This window comes from Mycoplana rhizolycopersici (genome assembly GCF_013378445.1).
Lineage (GTDB): Bacteria > Pseudomonadota > Alphaproteobacteria > Rhizobiales > Rhizobiaceae > Mycoplana > Mycoplana rhizolycopersici.
The window spans coordinates 229,210-251,636 of sequence record NZ_JABXYK010000004.1 but is presented as its reverse complement, the minus strand read 5'-3'; the positions used below and the strand labels follow the sequence as shown (position 1 = coordinate 251,636).

12 protein-coding genes are annotated in these 22,427 nt (G+C 64.5%); 4 read left to right on the top strand and 8 right to left on the bottom strand.

What is annotated here, in order from left to right; genetic code table 11:
- Positions 1-151 precede the first annotated feature (151 nt).
- Both HV823_RS08445 and HV823_RS08440 read left to right on the top strand, forming a co-directional pair.
- Positions 152-6,637 carry a phage tail tape measure protein gene (locus HV823_RS08445; RefSeq protein WP_176949274.1) on the top strand — a complete coding sequence of 2,162 codons (6,486 nt, stop codon included), beginning with the start codon at positions 152-154 and terminating at the stop codon, positions 6,635-6,637.
- A 10-nt stretch (positions 6,638-6,647) separates the two neighbouring features.
- On the top strand, positions 6,648-12,416 hold the full coding sequence (locus HV823_RS08440) for a hypothetical protein (RefSeq protein WP_176949273.1): 5,769 nt from the start codon (positions 6,648-6,650) through the stop codon (positions 12,414-12,416).
- A gap of 18 nt (positions 12,417-12,434) precedes the next feature.
- On the opposite strand, the gene HV823_RS08435 is transcribed toward HV823_RS08440, so the two are convergent.
- The 7 genes from HV823_RS08435 to HV823_RS08405 all read right to left on the bottom strand — a co-directional run bounded on the left by HV823_RS08435 (position 12,435) and on the right by HV823_RS08405 (position 17,614).
- On the bottom strand, positions 12,435-13,553 hold the full coding sequence (locus HV823_RS08435; protein WP_176949272.1) for an RHE_PE00001 family protein: 1,119 nt from the start codon (positions 13,551-13,553) through the stop codon (positions 12,435-12,437).
- Between the two features lie 80 nt (positions 13,554-13,633).
- On the bottom strand, positions 13,634-14,395 hold the full coding sequence (locus HV823_RS08430) for an amino acid ABC transporter ATP-binding protein (RefSeq protein ID WP_176949271.1): 762 nt from the start codon (positions 14,393-14,395) through the stop codon (positions 13,634-13,636).
- The gene (locus HV823_RS08425) at positions 14,392-15,072 is read right to left on the bottom strand and encodes an ABC transporter permease subunit (protein ID WP_176949270.1); all 681 of its coding nucleotides are present in this window, start codon (positions 15,070-15,072) and stop codon (positions 14,392-14,394) included. The genes HV823_RS08430 and HV823_RS08425 overlap by 4 nt, the downstream gene beginning before the upstream one ends.
- A 179-nt stretch (positions 15,073-15,251) precedes the next feature.
- Complete coding sequence (locus HV823_RS08420) at positions 15,252-16,025, bottom strand: amino acid ABC transporter substrate-binding protein (protein WP_176949269.1); 774 nt, start codon at positions 16,023-16,025, stop codon at positions 15,252-15,254.
- 327 nt (positions 16,026-16,352) lie between these two features.
- Complete coding sequence (locus HV823_RS08415; RefSeq protein WP_176949268.1) at positions 16,353-16,790, bottom strand: DUF1810 domain-containing protein; 438 nt, start codon at positions 16,788-16,790, stop codon at positions 16,353-16,355.
- A gap of 46 nt (positions 16,791-16,836) precedes the next feature.
- Complete coding sequence (locus HV823_RS08410; RefSeq protein ID WP_176949084.1) at positions 16,837-17,118, bottom strand: hypothetical protein; 282 nt, start codon at positions 17,116-17,118, stop codon at positions 16,837-16,839.
- Positions 17,119-17,179: 61 nt separating this feature from the next.
- Positions 17,180-17,614 carry a MerR family transcriptional regulator gene (locus HV823_RS08405; RefSeq protein ID WP_176949267.1) on the bottom strand — a complete coding sequence of 145 codons (435 nt, stop codon included), beginning with the start codon at positions 17,612-17,614 and terminating at the stop codon, positions 17,180-17,182.
- A 67-nt stretch (positions 17,615-17,681) separates the two neighbouring features.
- Between HV823_RS08405 and HV823_RS08400 the strand changes: the two genes are divergently transcribed.
- Together HV823_RS08400 and HV823_RS08395 are read left to right on the top strand one after the other, a co-directional pair.
- On the top strand, positions 17,682-20,048 hold the full coding sequence (locus tag HV823_RS08400; RefSeq protein WP_246300975.1) for a heavy metal translocating P-type ATPase: 2,367 nt from the start codon (positions 17,682-17,684) through the stop codon (positions 20,046-20,048).
- An 86-nt stretch (positions 20,049-20,134) separates the two neighbouring features.
- Positions 20,135-21,364 carry an ABC transporter substrate-binding protein gene (locus tag HV823_RS08395; protein WP_176949266.1) on the top strand — a complete coding sequence of 410 codons (1,230 nt, stop codon included), beginning with the start codon at positions 20,135-20,137 and terminating at the stop codon, positions 21,362-21,364.
- A gap of 50 nt (positions 21,365-21,414) precedes the next feature.
- On the opposite strand, the gene HV823_RS08390 is transcribed toward HV823_RS08395, so the two are convergent.
- On the bottom strand, positions 21,415-22,242 hold the full coding sequence (locus tag HV823_RS08390; RefSeq protein WP_176949265.1) for a MerR family transcriptional regulator: 828 nt from the start codon (positions 22,240-22,242) through the stop codon (positions 21,415-21,417).
- Positions 22,243-22,427 lie beyond the last annotated feature (185 nt).

Sequence of the window (22,427 nt, the reverse complement as noted above, 5' to 3'; positions counted from 1 at the left end):
ATTAATATATATATCTATAATTGCATTTCGATATCGATGCGCGCCCGATCCGTCGCCATCCGCCGACCCGCATGCCCCGATCCCATGCCGATAACGCGCGCAACAGCGCCCATGCAGACTGTTTCAACTCCGCGTGATCAGGGAGGTCACCTTGGAACGGCTCGCTTTGAAGCTTTACCAGATTGTAGCGGGCAAGAAGACGCTCGTGCTGGAAATCAGCCAGAGCGGCAATCGCATGATCCGGCGACCTGCCATCGACACTGTCGCGTTCCATCACGTCGAACTCTTCGACGGGGAAAAAAGAAAGCTGCGGCTCAGCCTCCGGGTGATGGCCGGAAAATTCAGCTATTACGAGGACGAAGACGACCACCTGGCCCTGTCGATGACGCTGCCCTTCCCGTTGGTGCGGCTTACCGCGAACGACGCACGATTCATAGCCGGATACCTTATCAACATCCCGGCCTCCAACATGTTCGCGAGCGACGGATCGCTCTATGTGCAACTGACCTACCGGGCCGCGCACGTCACCAGCGCACCCGGACTGGATTACGGAATAGCCAAGTACTATCCGATCGGCACGCTTTCCGAGGCGCCCGGCCCGCTGGACGGCTGGATATTCGGTACAGACGCACCATCCGCTTTGAACGGTGACGCGTTCCCGCTGCCTGCCCGACTGTTTCGCGAGGCCCGGGGCATCATCGTGCAGGACATCACAGCTATTGCGCCGAAGCCCAAATTTCCGAACCCGCGCTCGGTGATGATCCGTCCCGTGGGTATCCGCCGAAACAGCCGCACTTCAAAATCGCATGACTTCGTCACTTTCGGCACGCGGTTGCGGATCGCGCCGGCAAGCTCTGGCACACCGGGCAAGGCGACGATCGTTCTCGACGAGCGGAATCCAAGCCTCGATACCGCGATCGACGTCGCCAAGGGTATCGAAATCGAACTGATCCCCGATGCGTTTTCCCCGGCGGAAATCGCCGCACCACAGCCGGCCTCGTTCTATCTGCGCGCGGGCCCGTTGCCGCCGCAGCCATTCGCCACGATCTGGAACGAACGGGTCGTACGACCTTATCTCAAGGCTTTGCGAACCATCAACGACGCCTCCGACGTATCCTTCGTTCCCGAATTACACAACGTCAGACCTGCGAAGGACGCCAGCGGCGATTTTGAGACACTGTACGATGCCGTGCTGCGGGATATGAGCGGCAATACAGATCCCGAGGAATTATGCGCCGTCGCCATCCGGCCGGTCGGCAGGAGCGCCATCTTCCTCGCCGACGCCGTGTTTCCCGGACTTCTGACCCATGCAGGCAAGTCGGTGACGCGTGCAGTGAGGGTGACGGTCGAACGAACCAGCCTGGAGGAAACCTTCGAATGGTTCGACGCGCCGCCCGCCACCGCAAAGGCGCCCGAGATCAACGTGAGGATCGAGGCCGAGGGGACCGGCACGGGCACCGGCGGCCCGCTGCGCATCGGCGCGCTCGATCTCGACGTTCCCGAAGCGATGCGCGCCAAGACGGGAGGTATGGACATCCGCATCGCCGTCACGTTCGATCCGGCCGCGCCCGGCCGGGAGCATTTTGCCACGAAGGAGATGGACCCGAAAAAGAAAAGCGGGCGCGCCCGTCGCCCGCGTGCCGGGGAAGCGGTGCCCCGCCTTCGGCTGCGCATCGAAAAGTTTGAACTGCGGGACGCAAGGCCAGGCGCGCAAGATCCCGTTCCCGATGCTGCGCGCGCCTTCGACGCAGTGCTCCAGGACCTCACGAGGCCCGAGGCCGGCGATAGCACACAGGCGAAACGGGAGCGGCGGATAGCCCGCAATCTGTCGCGCGAGACGCCGGTCGTCATCGTCGATGCTGCGGTGAACGGCAGCTACGGGGAGACGCCGTTCTTTCTGCGCGGGGATGAGACAACCGCCACGAATCGCAATCGCCACCTCGCCCTGACGCTGCACCGGGAACCGCTTGCTTCGGGCACATCCCCGGCCCAGCAGAAAAAGCGGACGATCGTCGTCGATCCCGAACCCTTCGCCATAGCGATGGTGGACGTGCCGACGTTCGTCCCGTCGGCAAGCGATGCCCAGGAGAATGACGGCGAGATCGCCAATTGGGAACTGTCCGAGAACGGCGGGGCCAAATGGGAAGTCGCCGGCGTCACCGAAGGCTTCGACCTATATTTTCCACCGCAGGCGACAGGCGAAGCCTTCGAAAAGGGTGAACCCTGGCCCTCCATCTCTGCAGCGGGATCGGAAGTGGCACTCGACTACCGGCTCGGCACCGTTTCGCGGCTGGCGCTGTTGTCGTCCTACTATCGCCAGCGATACTCGGAAGCGCCGTGGAACGTTCGCCGCGTGCTCGGCTTTGCCGGCGAGCGTGCGCCCGGCGCCGGACTGCGCACGGCGCGGATGGAGTTTCTCTACGGGCTCGCGGGCCGGATGACGACCCCGGGATTGCGGCTCACCGAGCACGGCGCCCGCATCGGGGCCATCCGGGATCCGCTGCCCGCCCGCCCGGCCGGCATCCGGCGGAGGCTGGCTGCGGCGAGCAGCAGCGCACCCACCTCCGCGCAACCGCTCGTCGAGGCGGAACTCTATGATCGTTTCCGGGACCTCTGCGCCTCTTTCGCCAAGCTCTACGGCACGCGACTTGCCGCGTTCGAGGCCTATCGGGAGGGTAGCTATGGGCCGCTGTCGGTCGAGGAGAAGGTCGCTTTTGAGCTTCGCGACGATGCAGACCTGGACCGGGAGCCCTGGAACCCCGAAAGCGCTTCTGCCGGCTTGAGGGGCGGCGCAACGCGCGGCTTCGAATCGAGCAACATCTTCGAAGAGGTCATGAAGGAACCGCGCAGCACGCGTGGCCAGATCGTTCAGCCCGGATTCTCCGCCCTCGGCGGATCAGGCTTCGTCCGGGCCTTCTTCGCAGACGACAAGACACGCATCGTTTCCGACACGAATTTCGGCCGGACCGAGACCTACAGCGTCGAGCGGATCGGCCGCATCGGCGTCTTCTGGAACATCGCCAAACACGTCATCGTCTATGAGCGAACGGTGCTGCCGCATGACCAGTTCGCCGATCAGCAGGCCGGACAGCATTTCGGCCGACCGATCGTCCGCAAGGCGGCCGAATACATCGATATCATCCAGTCCGATCGCACCTATCCGGAAAGCGGCGCCGCCCCGCGTTCACGCGGCTTCGTCGAGGCCTGCCTGTTCCGCTCCCGCCGCATCCCCGTCGACGGCCGGTGGGGCCGCGACGTCAACGGCGGCTGGATCGTCCCCCTCTGGCAGCCCGACGCCGATCCGGAGGTCTATCCCAAACCCGATATCCGGCTGCAGATCGCCGCAGCGCACATGGACACCGCAGCCTCCACACAAGCCCGGCTGAGCGATCCGAGCCAGCTCGTCTTTTTCACCACAACGCGCAAGGAAGGCGACGATCCCAATCTCTGGGCATCATGCGCGGGCATCGATTTCGTCAACGCGCCGCCACCTTTGCCCGTCGGCAAGCCTGTTATCGACGCCGCCGATCCGGATGCGCCGGCACCCGACGAAATGATGCGCGATCCCCTTTTCGATGCCTGCACCTTCGATCTCGATACCTCCGGCACGGCCGCCAATCTGATGGACGGACGCAGCGCAGCCGACCCGGTCGGCGCGGTCCTCGAAAACGTTACGATGATGCGCTCGTCCTCGAGCGGGCAGGACGGCGGCGGGCCGGGCAAGGCGCTGGCGGTCCGGCAGGAGCTCGATCGCGTCCTTACCGATGCGCGCCGGCTCGAACGCGTGCTCGATGACGGCCTCGCGCAAGCGCAGGCGGCACTCGCCAGTCTCGGCCGGCTCAGCCTTCACCGCCCCGACGAGGCGGCAATCAGGCGGGCGCTGGATGCCGAGATCGACCGTCTTGGAACCATCAAGAGCGTCATCCGGAAGGAAGCCGCGAATGCACGCCAGGCGATCGGAGCCGCTGCCCGGCGGGCAAAAGATGCCTTTGCGGATGCGAAATCACATTGGACCGATAAGGTTGATACGGCCGAAGCGCGGCTTTGGTCCGGCGTGGAAGCAGCCCTTGTTGCGCGCGCCGACCAATTGCTGAAGGCGAGCGAAGCGCTGATCGACGGATTCGACAAGCTGGCGGAGGGCGTCACCCCATCGACGGCGGAAGTCCTGGCACGACGCATCGAGGAGGCGTTGACGCCCGTTAGAACCGCCATCGCACGTAGCCCCGGCAAGGTCGGCGAGGCGCTATCCCGGCTAGACCGGGCGATCGACGGCTTTGCGGGTGAAATGAACGCCGCGCGGAATACGCTCAAGACGGCGGCTGCAAAGCTTCGCGATGAACTGGAGGCCGCGGAGCCGGACGAGGCGAGGACGCTTGTCGCCTCGTATGACGCGCTCCACCGCTCGCTGCTCGCCAAACTGGAAACGATCGCGGTGACGGCGCGCAGGCAGTTGCCGCGCTCGATCAAGACCCTGCAGCTGTTCGCTGGCGGAAAGAAGACGCTCGACGAATTCCTGAACGACGTGCGGGACACGCTCGTCTCGCTCCACCGACAAGCGCTCAAGACGGCGCAGAACGCCGCATTCGACCTCGCGGCAATTCAGACGGCGGTAGGGGCGGCGATCGACAAGGCGATCGCATCGCTGGATGGCGCATGTCTCGATCTCACGGGCCTCGTCGCCCAGGGGCGCCAAATGGCTGCCGACAGCGACGACGCGGTCGCCGCCTTCGGTCGCGATCTCGACCAGCACCTCACCGACGAGATCGACAAGTTTCATGCCGTCTGCGCTGTGGTGGGTTCGTCCATCGAAGAAAAACTGGCGGCGTTGCGGACTGCGCTTGGCGCGCTTCGTTCCTTCGCCGTTGATCTGGCGGGCAAGGCAGCAGCGACAAAGGATGCCATCAAAAGAGCGTCAGGCAATCTGCTGGACGAGTTCGGCGCCACCGTCGACGTCGTGGAACAGGAAATTGCCGATTCCATAGCTATGGTGCAAACCGCACAGGACGCGATCTCTTCGCTGGAAGATCGCCTGATCCGATCGGTGGACGAGTGCATCGCAGCGCTGAAGGCCGGAACCGGCGATCTCACCGCCATCATCGCAGACGCGGCAGGCAAACTCGGCGACGCCGCCGATGCGGTCGCAGCAGGCCTGCGCCAGCAGGTGCCGGCATCGATCAGCGACCAGATCCGTATTCTCGAAGCGGGCTATGAGCGGCTGTCGCAGGCGCCGACGTTCCAGAACCCCGGCGACACGCTGGCGCTGGTGCGTGCAGCGGGTACGTCGCCCATCCTGCCGAACCTGAAATTCAACCGCGAGCGCATCGCCTATTTCTTCGACGATGCGCGCGATGCCATCCGGACTTCGCCGGTCGTCGCGCTGATGAACCGCCTCGATGACGATCTCAAGGCGCTCGGCATCCGCGTTCCCACCGACGAGATCCTCGATCGCCTGGTTCCCAAGGGCATGGACCAGTTCGATTTCGGCAAGCTCTTCCCCGACCTTGGCGGCCTGAAGCTGGACGGCCTTTTCAGGAACCTGAAAATGCCGGCATCCCTGAACGAGAAGGTCAAGCTGACGCACGGTTTCGACAAGGCGACGCTGACGGCGTGGGCCAAGGCAGAAGCGGCAGCGCCCTTTCCGGATCGCTGCGAAATCTTCGAGGCGGGGCCACTGGAACTGTCCATGGCCGGTGGCCGCTTCGAGGCACTTGCGGATTTCGCAGCAGGTTTGGACGGCATCACGCGCCGCACGACGCGAGGAGAAATCGTGGGCGACTGGCAGCTCGCCTTCAGCGGCCGGCCGTTGGTGACGCTGGAGCGTACGCGCGTCACGTTCGAGGACGGCAAGGGGCTGGATGTCGACATCGATCCGAGCCGCATTCGACTGGATCGCTCGATCCGGTTTCTGTCGGACCTGGTCAAGTCCTTCAGCGAACCGGGCGCGGGTTTCTTCCTCGAAATGCTGGAAGAAGAGGGCTTCCCGGCTGGCCTTGCCGCACGGCTCGAACTGCCGATGCCGCCGCTCTCCTTCGGCGCCTTCTCGGCAACGGGCCTGCGCTTTTCGAGCTCCTTCGCCCTTATCAAGGCGAGATCCGGCGGAAAGCGCGGCGATTTCGCCCTTTCAACGACGCTGGCGATGGGACGCAAGGCCGAGCCGTTCGCGCTGCGTGTCTGGCTCATGGTCGGCGGCGGTTGGCTCGAGACGCGCGCGACCTATTTTCCGGCCTCCGGCCGCCTCTCGAGCGCGGTCTCGATCGGCCTCACGGCCGGCCTCGGGCTCGACTTCGCATTCGGGCCATGCCGCGGTTTTGTCTACGCGATGTTTGGCGTCTACGCCGAATTCGAGAGTGACGGAGGTGGCGGAACCAGCTTCTCCATTGCCGTGATCTTCCTCCTGCGCGGCGGTATCGTCATCCTGGGACGCTTCAACATCGGCCTGTCGCTGCTGCTGGAACTCGTCTATCGCGACGACGGCTCGATGGTCGGACGCGGGACGATCGAGGTCAGCTTCCGGATCTGCTGGTGTTGCGAAATCAAGGTGCGCCAGTCGGTGACCTATCACCTGGTGAAATCGTCATCATCCGGCAAGGCCGCGGCAGCCTCTTCTCGACCACACTATCTCGACAGCTTTGCATGAGGGCCACGCGATGAAATTCGTGCTTCTTTGTGATCTCGTGCGCGCCCCCGGCGCAAAGGACGCGCCCGTGGTCGGCATGCGCCTGACAGGCGCTGCACTTCGCGCCACCGATCTGGACGAGGATGTCGCCAAGGCCGCCGAACCCCTGTTCTCCGACGTCCGCGAGCTGCCCCTGCCGGAGGCCGGAGGCGCGGACTTTTCCGGCTATCTCGACCGGCTGGAGAAGGGGGCCGGTCCGCTGTTTCCCTGGATCGGCGGCGATGTCGAATTCGAAGCGCTCTGGGCGTCCTTTCCCGCCGGAAATCCAACGGCACCGCCGGTTACCGACCCCAGCGGCTTCACCCTTCAGGACATCCCCCTTCCCGCCGGCGGCGGTGCTGGCACACCGGACTACCAGTTGACGGACGCGGCTATTGCCGCGCTTCGTCACGCCGCACTTGCCGAGCTGGCATCAGCCGAACATACGGCAAACTTCACCCAGCTTTGCCCGTTCGTGCTGGCCGGGCTCGGGGACGACAACTCCAGGCAGCGCATCGACGAGACCTACGAGGACAAGCGTGATTACCGCTACGAAGCGCTTATGGCCGCCCTCGCTTGCCTGCCAGCGCCGATACCGCACGGCGTCCTCAACCTTGTCCGGTTCGCCAGACTGACAGCAATCAGGAAACCGAACGCTGGCGAAAAATGCCTGATGGTGGCAGCACCCCGGCTCAAGCTGATTTCCGGAACGGTTCTGGAACCCGATTTCTCACAGGTCGTATGGTCGGGCAGCGGCACATCCGCAATCGCGACCATCCCGTACAAGGCCCCCTTCACCATCTATGCCGTCGAAGCGATCTGCCGGGCGATCGATCCTGTCTCGGTTCCGGCAAGTGCGGCGAGCTTCATCGACCTCGAAACCCTATGGGTGCGACGCAGGCATAGCGACGCGGCATCCGACAACCCGCGCGCCGGCATCGGGTTCGAGGACTGGCTCGCGCAGCTTCCGGCGCGTGCGAGCGAGGGCTTCGACCTGCCGCGCCTCCTCCTGCTTGCTCTCGAGGGCGATGCCGCAGCACCCGGATCACCGCTGAACGCCTCTATCGCTGCGGGCGACAGACGCGAAGGTGCCCGCCGCCTGACGCTTGCCACGCTTGCCGCCCTGCGCGACATCGTCGGGCCTGGCCTCGTCACGAGGCCGGACGGCTCGGTGCTCGAAGGACCGAATGGCTCGCCGGCTCACCGGACGATCATAGCGCAGGTCAATCTGCTGGTCCGCGAAGCGAAACTTGATGCAGAAGGTGCCGCGCGGTTTGCCACGCTGCTGGAACAGGACGACAAGGCGTTTCGCGACGCGGTTCGCATGGGCGGAACAGGTGCCGGCGCGGCGCTGTCCGCATGGGTCGCGCTGCTCGCCGGCGTCATCGCGCCGGCACTGGATCTGCCTACGGACGGCGAGGCCTTCGTAGTGGCGATCACCGAGCAGACCGCCGGTGCGCCGGACCTCGATGGCCCCTATGAGGCGGCACCCTTGCGCAAGATCGTGGATGCCGCGGTAGACCCCGCCAATGCGGCCGCCATCCAGCTCGCCATCTGGCGCAAGGCGGCCGAAGCCGACACTACCTTCCAGCGTTGGCTGGTCGATGCGGCCGAAGCCTTCGCGCGCCTGCTGCAGCAGCAGTTCGACATGGTCTCCGTTCTGCGGCGCGCCAACATAGACTTGCCCTGGATCTGTGATGCCGGCATCTGGCGCAAGTCTGCGCCAGGCACCGCGCGCGATATCGATCTCCTGCGCGGAAGCGAGACGGAGAAAGGCAGCATCCGCGAGGCGATCGGAGCCTATGCTCTCGGCACACTCTGTGAGACGACAGGGTCAGCGGCGGGGCTGGAAGCCGCCTACGAAAGCCTTCATGGACGGGTCGCAGCGCTACCGGCCGGCGTTCGCGATGCATTCGCGGACGCGCTCGACGCTGCCGTTGCCGGGCGTGTCCGATCGTGGTTCGCCGAGCCCGACATGGACGATGGCGGCGAAACATTGCTGAGCGGCCCTCTGGCACCCGACGCCCATCCGCTGGCCCTGCAGATCGACCGTTTCGTCGTCAGCCGGTCCTCCGAGGCGGATTTCAACGACGACCTCGCCGGCTACGGCATTCTCATGCGCCGGTCGCAACCGCCGGGCGATTGGTGCTGCCTGACGGCATCCTATGCGGAAATCGATCCGGACCAGAAGCTTGGCAGCGGCCCCTGTCCGGTCGAGTTCAAGATGGCGGACAGGACCGTACTCGGTGCACTGCCGGTCGGCTACATCGGCCCCGCGCCGCAGGCAACGGTCGTCTATGACAATCATCCGATCATCGGCGACATGCAGGACAGCACAGCGATCGAACGCCAACCGGACAATGACCCCGATCCCCGGATCGTACGGCTCGTTCAACCGGCGAAGCAGGACGGCGCACCAAGGGCAACGCTCATTCCGTTCCTCACCTATGGCGCGACCTACGAGATCGCTCCATTCGGTATCTCCAATCAGGGAGCGCTGCCGGAAATGATCAGAAAGACGGAGCATCCGGCCCTGCTTGCGACGGAGAAGCTGACAGATGACCTCTTTGAAGCCGACAGCGACATCGTCCGCCGCTTCACCTATCTGCGCCGCACCGGCATTGGCGCGTTGCGTGTGGCAGCCAATCCCATGCCGGATGGGCAAAGCTACCATCCGCTCGTTCCCGGCAAGGAAACGCGTCCGCTGGCGGAGGAAATACTCTTGCCATCGCAAGTGGTCGAGCCGTGGTTTCCAACCCCGTCCTCTTCGGCCAACCGGCCACTGAAAATGAAGACGGCGGTTCTTCTTGCCGACGGCAGCCGCGGCAAGGTCGATGGCAGGTGCGGCAAGCTGCAACTGCGTATCGATCCGCCGGTCACGCCGCTTGAGGATTTCGACAGATGGATCGCCTTGGACGAGGCTCTACTGGCAGGCGACGACCCGAACCGCGACGAATTTCGCACCTTTCGAAAAGGCTTGCGGGACCGGCAGCAAGCACTGACGCAGGAGCTCGATGAATGCGAAAGGCAGCTTGCGACGGCACGGGGGAAAGACGCCGAAGAACTGCAAAGGAGGATTGCAAAAATCCGCGAGGACCTCGTCCTGCAGGATCCGGCGGTGGACGGGCTTGCCATCCGCGTCGTGCGCGTGCGGCGCGATGGCGCAAATGTTGCTGCGGACGGCGCCTTTGCTCCGCTGATACTGCCATGGGCATGGCAATGGCAACCGGGCACGACGGTCGATGCACCGTTCGCCACAAGGTCGCCGTTCATGCTGAATTGCAGGCTTGGAGGCCAGGATGACGACCTGTTCGACCAGGACAGCCTGACGGTCACGCTGGCTGCCGGTGACGTGGTGATCGTGCAGATATTCGCAGCCGTGCGCAGGGAACGCTTCAGCGATCCGGTCTTGCCCGACGGCCAGCGCCGCTTCGATCGGGTCGTGCGTAACAGTTGCGTCGGCAGCCTGCCCGACAAGCCTCTGCCCGACCGCGCACTGCCGGTGGACAAGGACGGCCATGCCTATCGCCTGTTCAGCCTGCATGCCTTCGCCGTCGAGGGCGCGTCCCAGGAAATGCCCTCCCGGACCGAACTTGCCGCCGCCATAGCTGGCCGTGTCGTAGGCGGCTCCGCGGCTGCAGACGAACGCGGTGGAGATATCCGTCTGGAGTTCACTCGTACGCCGAGCGTTGCGATGGACGCCGTTGGATCGATCACCGTTGGCACGCAGGCCTGGCGATGGACGGGACGGCCGCTGCCGGCCTTCCCGTTCAAGCCGGCAGCCGGCTTCAACGATTTTCCCGCCGGGGACCCTGCAGATCCAAACGACAGCAATCCGGCGAACCGGCGCGAACCGCCCTCGCCGTCAAGCTATCCCCTGCTCTGGGACGTCTTCGGCTTTGCCGAGCGGCTGGACGAGACGCTCGGCGATCTCACGGTAACGGTCCCGATTTCCGAGACCGTCACCGCGGGCGACCCACCGCAGCCTCTCCCCATACGCATCGCACTCAACGCGCCGCAGCGCCTGGAGCCGGCCCGCTATCTCCGCTTCAGGGCACGCGCCGTATCGCGCTACACGGCGGCCTACGAGAGGGCCGGGATTGCGCTCGAACGCCCGCGCGCCCTTTGGGCAAATGCCGGCGCCAGCTGGACCACCGGCTGGTACCGGATGCTGCGGCCTGCCACGGCAACGAAACCTCCGCCGAAACCGGGCATCAAGGCGGTCCTTCCATTGACGAGGGCTGTGCAGGATGGCGGCGAGCTTTCGCCGGTATCCGGCGTGCTGGTGATCGTTGACGGCGCCTGGTACGAACAGGCCGGCCTTGCCGATTGGCTGCTCGCCGGCACAGAGATCGCCTATCGCAGGAAACTGGTCGATCCCGAAACCGGCAAGGAGACCCCCGCGCGTGCGGCCGAATTCGGTCCCGACCCGCTGGTGCGAACCCACGGACTGGGGCGCCAAACGCAGGCTTCCGTCTCCCCGAAGATTGAAGAACTCACGAGCGTGGCGCCGCTCGCGGTTGCAGGTCCGCTCGGACATGGCTTCGACACCGGTACCGCAACCGGCCTCTTCCTAAACAGTTCCTTCGCCGTCCGGGCGCCCGGCTTTGCCGATACCGATCCCGCCGCCTGGTGGATGGGCAAGATCGCCTTCCGCCGCCTCGCCCTCGCCGAAGCCACCGAAAGCTACTGGGACGACGTGCAGGCTTCGCCGATCCACTCGACATCAGCGCAGATTTCGCTGACCCAGCACGACATCGCCGCGAGCGGCGAAAAGGCAACGATCCAGCTCGTGCTGCAAGCCCGGCTCGGCGCCGGAAACCGGGAGCTTACGGTCAAGGGCGTTCGCGCCGGCGGGAAGTGGGCGCTCGATTTCGGGGAAGGAACGCTCGACATGAAAGCGTCCGGCTTCGACGCACGTGTCATAGCGGTTCGCCGGTCGTCCCTGATCGACCCCGAAAATGCTGGCGGACCGCGCTATGCGTGGTTCGACATCGTGCTGCTGCTGCGAGAAACCGGTGGGCACTGGTTCCTCGCATGGCAGGACCGTTGGTTCAACGCTCCGCCTCCCGGCGGCACCGAGGATACGTCGGGCGAGCCGTTGACGCTCGACATGAAGGTTGAAAAGACCTGCGCGAGCGTAGGCGACATCCGGGTCAGCAGCGCACTCCAGCTGTCGGAGCCGACCGAAGGGCGCTGGACGCAATTCCTGCCCAACATGGAGGTGCTTGGCCGGCTCGGCAAGGTGCCCGTGGACAGCCTTCCGCTGCAGCTCCATCCGCAAGACAGAGCAAAGCTGCTGCTCGCTGCGGCAGGTGGCTGGCCTGCAACGAACGGACTTGCGAAGGAGCGGGCGGCGGGCCGGAAAGACCAGGGGCTGTTCAGCCTGCTTCTGGTGACTGCAGGGATCGCCAACGGCGCGGGCGGAACCGACGAAGCCTACGTTGGCCTCTATCATTCCCCGGACGGCCAAGCGGACGGCAGCGGCAACATCACGCTCGAACCCTTCGAAACGGGAAATCCGCCGGTGCCGCCGGAAAAAGGTCCGCTCTACGGCCGCATCCTGACCGTGCGCACCGGAAAGCCAACGGTGGCGGACAGCGATATCGCCACATGGCGTAGCGATGCCTGGCGCGCATTCTTCCCTCCGGAGGTCGAGGACACAATCGACCCGCACCGGGTGTTCGCCGAACAACCGCCTGGAGACGCCCTCCTGCAGATCATCGAGATGTATGCACCGATCCCCTTCCGGGACAGGTGACGGGAACTTCTTCACCGGTCAGAGGATGCTCCAGGCGCGGAAACGTTCGCGCCCGGTGATCTCGCGAAGCTGCAGCTCGGCGGCAAGCCCGAGTGCGCCCTGCGGGGTGACGCCGAGTTCCTTGGCGATGATGCCGGCAGACACCACCGGACGCGCGATGACGAGATCAACCAGCTTGGGTAGCTTCGAATTGGCGCGTTTTCCGACCAGCCGCCGCTCCAGCTGCAGCTTCGCCAGAACCAGCCGGTCGTGCGTCTTCAGACCCAGTTCGGACGCCAGTTCGAAACCTTCGAGGATCGCCAGCAATCGCGTCTGGCGATCCGGGGCGTGACGGCGCTCGCGCGCGACGGCGCGCAGGCCGGCATTCACGGCGGTGAGATGGGCTCCAGTACTCGCCTCTCTTCTGAGGAACGACGCGACGAGCTGGCGGCCGAGCCAGGGGATATGTTGAAGAACCTGCAGCCTGTTCCAGGCATCGAGCAGGAGCGCCGCACGCAGGACGGCAGGCAGACCGGCCGTCTGCGCAAACACCGCACGCCATTCCGCCAGGCGTTCCTCCTCGTCCCAATCGGCATCGTACACCAGTGGATCGCGCTGGGAGCGGCTGGTGCGCACCGAAGGCGCGATCACGTCGTCGAGCACGGCGCTGCTGCGCGCCAGCAGCGCATCGATTTCCGCAAACTCGGCGCCCACCTCATCGTCCGCTGCGTCGTCGCGGTCGCCATCGCCGGCCGCAGCGCCATCCAACGTCGGCGAAGCCGATACCGCCATCTGGTCGCTACGCCCTTCCTCCGCGCGTCCGCGCAGGCGTGCCAGCCCCGCAGCTGTCAATGCCCAGGGCGGCGGCTGATCGAAGATCTGGCGCCGCGCGCGAAGTACGGAATGGGCGATCGTCAGCTCGTGCGTGGGCGTGCGCACATCCATGCGCGCATCGTGCAGGACGAGATCCTCCACATGTACCAGTTCGCCATCGACCCAAAGCGAGGCGGCGGCGTCCTGAAAGTCTTGGCGCTGCAGAAACCCCTCGCGGATCGTGGAGCGCAAAACGCGCTCGTCCATCCGCGCCAGCGCCTCCACCGCCCTGCAGCAGGGCAGAAAGAGCGTCGCGAGATCGAGATTGCGCGTATCGTAATGCATGGCGGCACGATGTCCGACTCGCTCAACGAAAGCAAACGATGCGTTTTCTTTCACCGATCGGCGGCAAACGTCGAGCCAGCTCAGATCACATAATCGGCCGTGACATTCAGCGAGGCGATGAAGCGTTTGGTGCGCTCGCGCTCCGGCTGCGAGAAAATCTTGCCCGGCGGGCCGCTTTCCACGATGGAACCGCCGTCGAGGAAGACGACCTTGTCGGCGACGCGCGAAGCAAGGCGAAGGTCGTGCGTGGCCATCATCATCGTCGTGCCTTCGCGGGCGAGCCGACCCAGCACATCCACAACCTCTTCCGCCAGCTCCGGGTCGAGCGCCGAGGTCGGTTCGTCGCACAGCAGCACACGCGGCGATGGCGCAAGCGCACGAGCGATCGCCACGCGCTGCTGCTGCCCGCCGGAGAGCGTCGCCGGCCAGGCATCGGCCTTGTGCACCATCCCGACTTTTTCCAGCAGCTCCATCGCCCGCGCCCGCGCGCGTTCCGCTGGCCACCGCAGCACGGTCACCAGCCCCTCCATCACATTCTCCACTGCGGTACGGTGGGGGAAAAGCTGGAAATTCTGGAACACCATGCCCGTCTGCCGGCGCAGGCGCTGGATGTCGACCCAGCGGACCCTCACACCCGGTGAAAAGGTCAGCACCTCGTCGCCGATATGCACGGAGCCGCTGGTCGGTATCTCGAGCAGGTTGACGCATCGAAGCAGGGTGCTCTTTCCCCCGCCGGATGGCCCGACCAGCGCCGTCACCGTGCCTTCGGGCATGTCGACGCTGACATCCTTCAGCACGACATTGTCGCCGAAGCGCTTCTCGATGTTCGTCAGCTCGATCATGCGCGTGCCTCCAGGAACCCGCCGTAGCGGGCAAAGCGTTTCTCCAGCCGCACCTGCAACGCGGAGAGCACGGAACTCATGGCGAGGTAGACCAGCGCTGCGAGGATGTAGAGGATCAGCGGTTCGTAGGTGGTAGCGACGATGCGCTGCGCCGTCTGGAAAAGCTCCGGAACGGTGATCGCTGCGGCAAGCGACGTGTCCTTGACCAGCGATATGAAGGTGTTGGAAAGCGGCGGCACAGCAGTGCGGCCAGCCTGCGGCAGGATTGTGCGGCGCATCGCCTGCCCCCAGGTCATGCCGATCGAGTAGGACGCCTCCCACTGGCCGCGCGGCACCGAGGCGATGACCGCGCGAATGATTTCGGACGTGTAGGCGCCGACGTTGAGCGTAAAGCCGATCAGGGCAGCCGGAAACGCATCGAGCAGGATGCCGACGCTCGGAAGCCCGTAGAAGATCACGAACAACTGCACCAGCAGCGGCGTCCCTCGAAAGATCCACACATAGAAGCGGGCGATCGCCACGAACGGTGCGGGAGCGAACAGGCGAACGATCGCAACGAGCAGTCCGAGTGTCAGACCGAAGGCGAACGACAGAAGCGTCAGCGGGATCGTGAAGATGAGACCGGCCCACAAAAGCGGGCCGAGCGATTCGAGCATCAGTTGAAGCCAGTGCGGCAAGGCGGACTCCGGAAACAGGCGACGGACATGCGAACCGACGCGAAAGCTGCGAAATGCGGGCAATCTACAGGAGGAGCGGCGGCCGCGTCACCTCGTTTTCGAGAGGAAGCGGTTCGGCGACAAGCAGGGGCCCCGGAAACACGATCCGTGCTCCGGGGGCCCATCGAGATCTGGGAGGCTTACTTGGAAACGTCCTGGCCGAAATACTTGTCAGAAATCTTCTGATAGGTGCCGTCGGCCTTGATCTCGCCCAACGCCTTGTTCAACGCCTCGACCAGTTCCGGCTCGCCCTTGCGCACGATGATGCCGGAGTAATCGGCGCCCGGCTGTTCGGCCACGATCTTGACGTTCGCATCCGGCTTCTGCTTCTTGAAATCGAGGAAGGAGAGGCTGTCGTTGATCGTCGCGTCGGCGCGGCCGGTCAGCACCAGCTGGATCGACTGGTCGAATCCGTCTGTGCCGACGAGCTCGGCACCGCTTTCCTGCGCAAGCTTGCCGAAATTGGAGGTCAGCGACTGGGCGGAAGTCTTGCCCTTCAGATCGGCGAAGCCCTTGATGCTGTCGTCGTCCCCGCGCACGATGAGCACAGCCTTCGAAGCGATGTAAGGATCGGAGAAGTCGTACTTCTGCTTGCGCGCATCGGTAATGCCGACCTGGTTGATCACCGCATCGTAGCGGTTGGCGTCGAGACCGGCGATCAATCCGTCCCATTTACCCTCCAGGAATTCCGCCTTGACGCCCAGGCGGTTGGCGACCGCCTCGCCGATCTCGACGTCGAATCCGACGAGCTTGCCCGACTTGTCGTGATAGGTGAAGGGAGCGTAGGTCCCTTCGGTGCCGATCTTGAGGACGCCGGCGGACTGGATCGCGGCAAGGTTCTCGCCGGCATGTGCCGGAAGCAGGAAAGCCGCCTGCAGGAGCGAGGCAGCGGCAAGGGTCTTGAACCAGGACATGTCGATCTCCGTATCTGGTCATTGGCTGGTGATCATTAGATCGCAGATATTTCGGTTGCGCGGAGCGCAGAAAACTGCGCGCAAAACCGACAGATGCAAAAAATTTTTCCCTTTCGGTCAATTTATGCGCACATCTGCCGCTCCGTGGGACGAGAGACGCGAGACGCCGATGATATCTAGCGGACAATGTCGGGAAGTAGGGGCCTGAACGGGCCTTGGAGGAGGCTGCGTCCGCAAAGTCACAGCCCCGCATCTCAGGCCGCCACGGTCCAGTCGGGCGGGCGAAGTGTCTTTCGCGCGCCTTGTGTGGCGGCACAGAGCGCTTGCCTAGGGATGCCTTGACAGCAATTTCAGCGTCTCCTGGTCCGTCACTCCATCATAGAAGTGCGACAATGCCTGTTCGAAAAGCGCTGGATCATCGCCGATCGCTGCAAACAAGGTCAGACAGGATTGCAGCTTCCTGTCATCGGGAGAACCCATGATCGCATGCGCCGATTTGTCGGGGACGGCAAGAAGCGCGGCGACGCATTCCCGGAGCCTGCCGCCGAGGATAGGGTCGGCGAGATAGGCCCGCGCCTCGCCTCGGGATCGGATCGCATAGCGTTGCGACATCGCCGACAGGCCTAGTCCTTCGAACTGCGGAAAGATGAACCACATCCAGTGGGTTTCCTTCCGCCCGCGCTTCAGTTCGCCCAGCGCACGGGAATAGGTCCCCGCTTGCGCCTCATGAAATCGAGCAAGTTCGTAGGTGGAATGATCGGCCATCGCTCTACTCTTCGAAGGGCTGCAAGCGCAGCAGCCGGGATCCTTCCTATTTTCCGCCGAGCTTGCGAAGCTCCTCGCGTGCCACCGCCGCCAGCGGATGTTTCGGATGGCGCCGGATGAAAAGATCAAAGGCCTCTGCCGTACCACTCTGGCGTGCCAGATCGAATTCCTCCTGGACGGCGATGTTCGGGTCGCGCGCCGGCGCCATGGCGGGCGCGGAGGCCGCACCGGCCGCCTCCGAGGCAAGGGGTGCGACGTGAAGGCCGGCAGCCACGGCTGCGCCCACGGCCATCTTGCCCATCCGCATCGGTCGCTTTTTCTCGTTCATCCGCCTATGCCTACACGCATACCGCGGCATTACCAAGGCCTGGAACGGACTGGCGCCAGCGTCAACGCGGCGGACGTTGGTGACGTTCGCAGGCACCGCACTGGGCCAGTGTCTCGATTACCTTGCATTCGGCGATCGTGCCGTGACTGCAATCCGAAAGCGTCCGCTCGAGTTCCGCCTCCAGCAGCTTCAGCCGGGCGATGCGTTGGCGGACGTCCTCCAGCTGGCGTCGTGCGATTTCGTCAGCATCGTGGCAAGGCATGTCGGGATGCGAGGAGAGATCGATCAGCTGCCGTATGGCATCGATCGAAAGCCCAAGGTCGCGCGCGTGCAGAATAAACACGAGCCTGTCATAGTGGCGCGCGGAGTAGCGGCGCTGGTTGCCGGCATTGCGTTCCGGCTCCGGCAGAAGGCCGATCGCCTCGTAGTAGCGGATCGTCTCGACCTTCGACCCGCTGGCTGCGGCGAGCTTGCCGATAGAAAAGACGTGTTCCATGAATTTTTCCGCTTGAAGCTCTAGTGACTACAGGAATTATAGGTGGTGCAAATCAAGGAGATTTGCAATGCACGATCACCGTCCCCAAGCCTCCGCCACGCCCTCCCCCGCGGAAGAGCACAAGCGCGACCAAGACGCGAATGCGGGCCATGACCACGCCTGCTGCGGTGGGCATGCCCATGCGGAGGCGGCAGAGACCTGCGACCAAGGCCACAACGACGAGCACGCGGGACACGCGCACGGTGCAAGCTGCGCATCCGACGGTCGCGCCGTTGCCGACACCGCGCTCCCGGAGGCAGGCGACGGTTACCGGCGCCTGCGTGTGTCGGGGATGGATTGCGCCAGCTGCGCAAATACGATCCGCACGGCCGTGGGCGGCATGGAGGGCGTATCGGACGTCCGCGTCTCGGTCACCCGGGAGATGATGTCGGTCTCGCTCGACGAGACAAAGACGCCGCTTGCAGCCGTGCGCGATCGCGTGGAAAGCCTCGGCTACGGCGCCGAGCTGCTCACCGAAGACGAGCCCGCGCGGCGACCAGTGCCTATCGCGTGGTGGAGAACCTTCAAGGGACTGCATGCCATCGTCGGCGGCGCTGCCACGGCGCTCTCCTTCGCCGTAAGCCATTTCTCCCCGCAGGTGGGGCACTGGATGTTCGTCGCGGCAGCGATCCTGCTGGCGCTGCCGTTCGCGCGCCGCGCGTTCGCAGCAGCACGCGCGGGCGCGCCGTTCACGATTGAAATGCTGATGACGATCGCCGTATTCGGCGCCGTCCTGATCGGCGAGCCGGCCGAGGCGACTGTCGTCGTCTTCCTCTTCGCAAGCGGAGAAGTTCTGGAAGCCTATGCCGCCGGGCGCGCCCGTGCTGGTATCCAGGCGCTCGCCTCCCTCGTTCCCGATCGGGCCTTCATCGAGGAGAACGGGCTCGTCCGCGAAATTCCCGCCTCCGAGATACGTCCCGGCCAGATCGTGCTTGCCCGCCCCGGCGACCACGTCGCTGCCGACGGCACCGTCGTCGAGGGGCGCGCGCATCTGGACGAAGCGGCCATTACCGGGGAAAGCGTTCCGGTTTCGCGCGGTCCGAAAGAGAAGGTTTTCGCAGGCTCCATCGTCGTCGATGCGGCGCTGAGGATCCGCGCAGAAAAGACGGCCTCAGACAACACGATCGCCCGCATCGTCCAGCTCGTCGAGGAGGCGCAGGACGCCAAGGCGCCGGCCGAACGTTTCATCGACGCGTTCTCGCGGATCTACACGCCGCTGGTTGCAGCCCTCGGGTTGCTTGTCGCCGTCATTCCGCCGCTGGTCATCGACGGCGACTGGGACACCTGGATCTATCGCGGCCTCGCCCTTCTCCTGATCGGCTGCCCGTGTGCGCTGGTCATTTCCGTTCCCGCGGCGGTGGCCTCGGCGCTGTCTTCCTCCGCGCGTGCTGGCATTCTCGTCAAGGGCGGCGTCATTCTGGAAACGATCGCCAAGGCTGACGTCGTGGCCTTCGACAAGACGGGCACGCTGACGAAGGGCAAGCCGGCAGTGACCGAGGTTCATGCCGTCGAAGGCGGCGCGGCCGAACTGCTGGCGCTCGCATCGGCCATCGAGGCGGGATCGAACCATCCGCTGGCAGAAGCGATCGTTGCAGAGGCGAAGGCAAAGGGCCTGGCGTCGGTGATCGCGTCGAGCGTCAAGGCGCTGGCGGGCCGCGGTGTTTCCGGCTTGGTGGACGGTCGCGCGATCTTCATCGGCGCGCCACGTTTCGCAGCCGAGGAGGGCAAGATCGGGCCTGCGCTTGCAGACAGAATCAAGACGATGCAGCAGGCCGGCAATACCATCGCCGTGATCATCGCCGATGGCGTCGGCATAGGGGCCATCGCGCTACGCGACGAGCCGCGCGACGACGCCCGCCAGGGCATAGAGGCGCTCAGGGCTCTTGGCGTCGAGACTGTCATGCTTTCCGGCGACAATCCGGCGACGGCGGCCGCCATCGGCCGTGCCCTTTCCATCGACGACGCGCGCGGCGGATTGTTGCCGGCAGACAAGGTCGAGGCTTTGAAGGCGATGTCGCAGAAGCGCGGCGTGGTGATGGTCGGTGACGGCATCAACGATGCGGCGGCGCTGGCCGCAGCCAGCGTCGGCATGGCGATGGGCTCCGGCACCGGCCTGGCGCGCGAGACCGCAGGCGTGGCACTGATGGGTAACCGCGTCGTGGATGTCGCGCGCGCAATCGCGCTCGGCCGGGCGACCATGGCGAACATCCGCCAGAACGTCGCCATCGCCCTCGGCCTGAAGGCGGTGTTCCTCATCACCACGGTCTTCGGCATCACCGGCCTGTGGATCGCCGTCTTCGCCGACACCGGTGCGACGGTGCTGGTAACGCTGAACGCGATGCGGCTGCTGCTACCGCGTGCAGGCGCGATCGGCGCAAAATCGCCCACTGCCTAGGTCGCCACGCATCGCCAGCATGGCCTGCACTCCGCCGAAGTGGTAGAATTCTGCCGCGTTGTCCACGGTGGGATGGAGGGGCGACGATGAGACGATTGCCGGCAGCGACGGGCTTTCTTGCAACATCGGCATTTGTGCTTTTTGCAACCACCATCATTGCGGCGGCCGCTCCGCCGGACGAACTCGTGGCGGCGGCCCAAAAGGAGGGGCGTCTTGCGGTGATCGCCCTGCCGCGAGACTGGTGCAATTACGGTCGCATCATCGACGGCTTCAAGGCGCGGTACGGCCTGGCGGTGGACGAATTGCAACCGGAAGCGTCTTCAGAGACGGAACTCGATATTGTTCGAGCAAGTCGTGGCAATGACGATCCGATGGTGCCGGACGTCATCGACGTGGGTCTGTCCTTCGCGGAAGCCGCAAGAAGCGAGGGGTTGCTGCAACCGTATAAGGTATCGAAATGGGATTCCATTCCCGAGGCGGCAAAGGATCCTAACGGCTATTGGTACGGCGATTACTATGGGCTCCTCGTCTTTGAAGTGAATGCCGACCGTGTCGCCCGCCTTCCCGTTGATTGGCCGGACCTCGCATCGCCGGAGTTCAGGAATGCGATCGGGATCGCCGGCGCGCCAGGCTCGAACCAGACGATCCAGACGGTGCTGGCCGCGGGCCTCTCGGCAACGAATGGGCGGATCGAGGAGGCTGCTCAGCGCGGACTGGAGTTTTTTGCCGAACTGAACCGGCGCGGCAATCTCGCACCCATGATCGGCAACGCCGAAACCCTTGCTGACGGCCGCACACCAGTTCTGATCCGCTGGGATCATCTGGCACTCGGCGATCGCGATGCACTTGCGGGCAAGACGCGCATCACCGTCGTCCGTCCGCGAACAGGCATCGTGGCCGGCGTTTATGCGCAGGCCATCAGCGCATATGCGCGGCGTCCGAATGCTGCACGGCTCTGGATGGAACATCTTTATTCAGACGAGGTGCAACTGATCATGCTTGCCGGCCGCTGCCACCCGATCCGGCTTGGAGCGCTGCTGCGGGAACGCAAGGTTCCGGTGAACCTCCTGCAGGACCTGCCGAGCCCCGAGAGCGACGGAAAAAGCGGTCGCGCCGAACCCGTTTTCCCGACCATCGAGGAACAGCAGCGGGCACGGGACATCATCCTGAAGGGTTGGGACGGCATCGTGGGGATAACAATCGAGTGCCAGCCGCCCCGGGAGCCGGATCCCGGCCCGATCTCTCGGCAGCGTGCGCCCGCGCAGCCGACTGTCGCCTTCCAACAATGCGCCCGGCCGTCGCCGACAGTTCAATAGCGCATTGGTAAGAAACGACCCGTCTGCAATCGCGCGAAACCGTACAGGTCTCAGAACGTCGGCGGGGTATTGATCCAGATGAGCACCGTCTCGCCGTCGTGGCGATTGCGCCAGGAATGATGGCGGCGGCTGTCGAAATAGAGCGAGTCCCCCGGTCCAAGGTCGTGGAACTCGTCCCCGTCCAGCACCATCTCGAAACGACCGGAAAGCACATGGATAAATTCCTCGCCCTCGTGCCGGTAGGCCCCGTCGCTCGAGGCGCCGGGGGACAGCACGAAGCGATGGCAATCCATCATGTTGCGCCCGTCCGCCAACACCTGCACGGTCACGCCCGGTGACGTCTCCGGCCAGAACTTCCACTCGCCGGCGCGCACGAGGCTGCGCAGCTCGGCCTCGTCCTCGCCCGACAGCTTCGAGACCGTGGTGCCATAGTATTCTGCAAGGTCGTGCATCACCCGGAACGTCACCCCCTGAGACGTGCGCTCGAACGTCGAAAGCACGGAGGTCGCAATGCCGATGTCGCCTGCGACCTGGTCGAGCGTCCTGCCTGCCGCATGACGCAAGGCCCGGAACTTGCGGCCCACACCAAGCGATGCATCACCATCGACAACCGTCATGGCGGCGCCCGCCTCCAAGCCGGCGCCCTCGCTGTCCAGCGCCTGCCGTATCGCCGCCGGATTCAGGCCCCGCTCGGTGCGGTACCAGGCGATTTTCTTCAGTCGCGCCACATCATCGGCACTATATTGCCGGTGGCCGGTGTCCGAACGTCCGGGCACGACCAGCCCCTGACTTTCCCAAAGGCGGAGCGTGGACGCGGAGACGCCGGCCATGCGGGCCGCCTCCGCTACTTTGTAGTGAACGTTGTCCCGCTCGCTCATGCCAATCAATCCTGATTCCTGTATAATTGCCGCGTTATAACAGCTTGCGAAGCGGTGCGTGGCACGACGTTTCCCGCCGTTGTCGAAAGGGCCGTTCAGTAACAAAATACCCGTTGCAATCTTACAGAAAAAATGTAGCTATTCCACAAAGTCTTGCAGAAAAAATGCAAGATATAGCCTTTCTC

Coding starts and splice junctions, on each gene's coding strand:
- HV823_RS08440 (WP_176949273.1), top strand. CDS start 6,648: ATGAAATTCGTGCTTCTTTGTGATCTCGTGCGCGCCCCCGGCGCAAAG.
- HV823_RS08435 (WP_176949272.1), bottom strand. CDS start 13,553: ATGCATTACGATACGCGCAATCTCGATCTCGCGACGCTCTTTCTGCCC.
- HV823_RS08430 (WP_176949271.1), bottom strand. CDS start 14,395: ATGATCGAGCTGACGAACATCGAGAAGCGCTTCGGCGACAATGTCGTG.
- HV823_RS08420 (WP_176949269.1), bottom strand. CDS start 16,025: ATGTCCTGGTTCAAGACCCTTGCCGCTGCCTCGCTCCTGCAGGCGGCT.
- HV823_RS08415 (WP_176949268.1), bottom strand. CDS start 16,790: ATGGCCGATCATTCCACCTACGAACTTGCTCGATTTCATGAGGCGCAA.
- HV823_RS08410 (WP_176949084.1), bottom strand. CDS start 17,118: ATGAACGAGAAAAAGCGACCGATGCGGATGGGCAAGATGGCCGTGGGC.
- HV823_RS08405 (WP_176949267.1), bottom strand. CDS start 17,614: ATGGAACACGTCTTTTCTATCGGCAAGCTCGCCGCAGCCAGCGGGTCG.
- HV823_RS08400 (WP_246300975.1), top strand. CDS start 17,682: ATGCACGATCACCGTCCCCAAGCCTCCGCCACGCCCTCCCCCGCGGAA.
- HV823_RS08395 (WP_176949266.1), top strand. CDS start 20,135: ATGAGACGATTGCCGGCAGCGACGGGCTTTCTTGCAACATCGGCATTT.
- HV823_RS08390 (WP_176949265.1), bottom strand. CDS start 22,242: ATGAGCGAGCGGGACAACGTTCACTACAAAGTAGCGGAGGCGGCCCGC.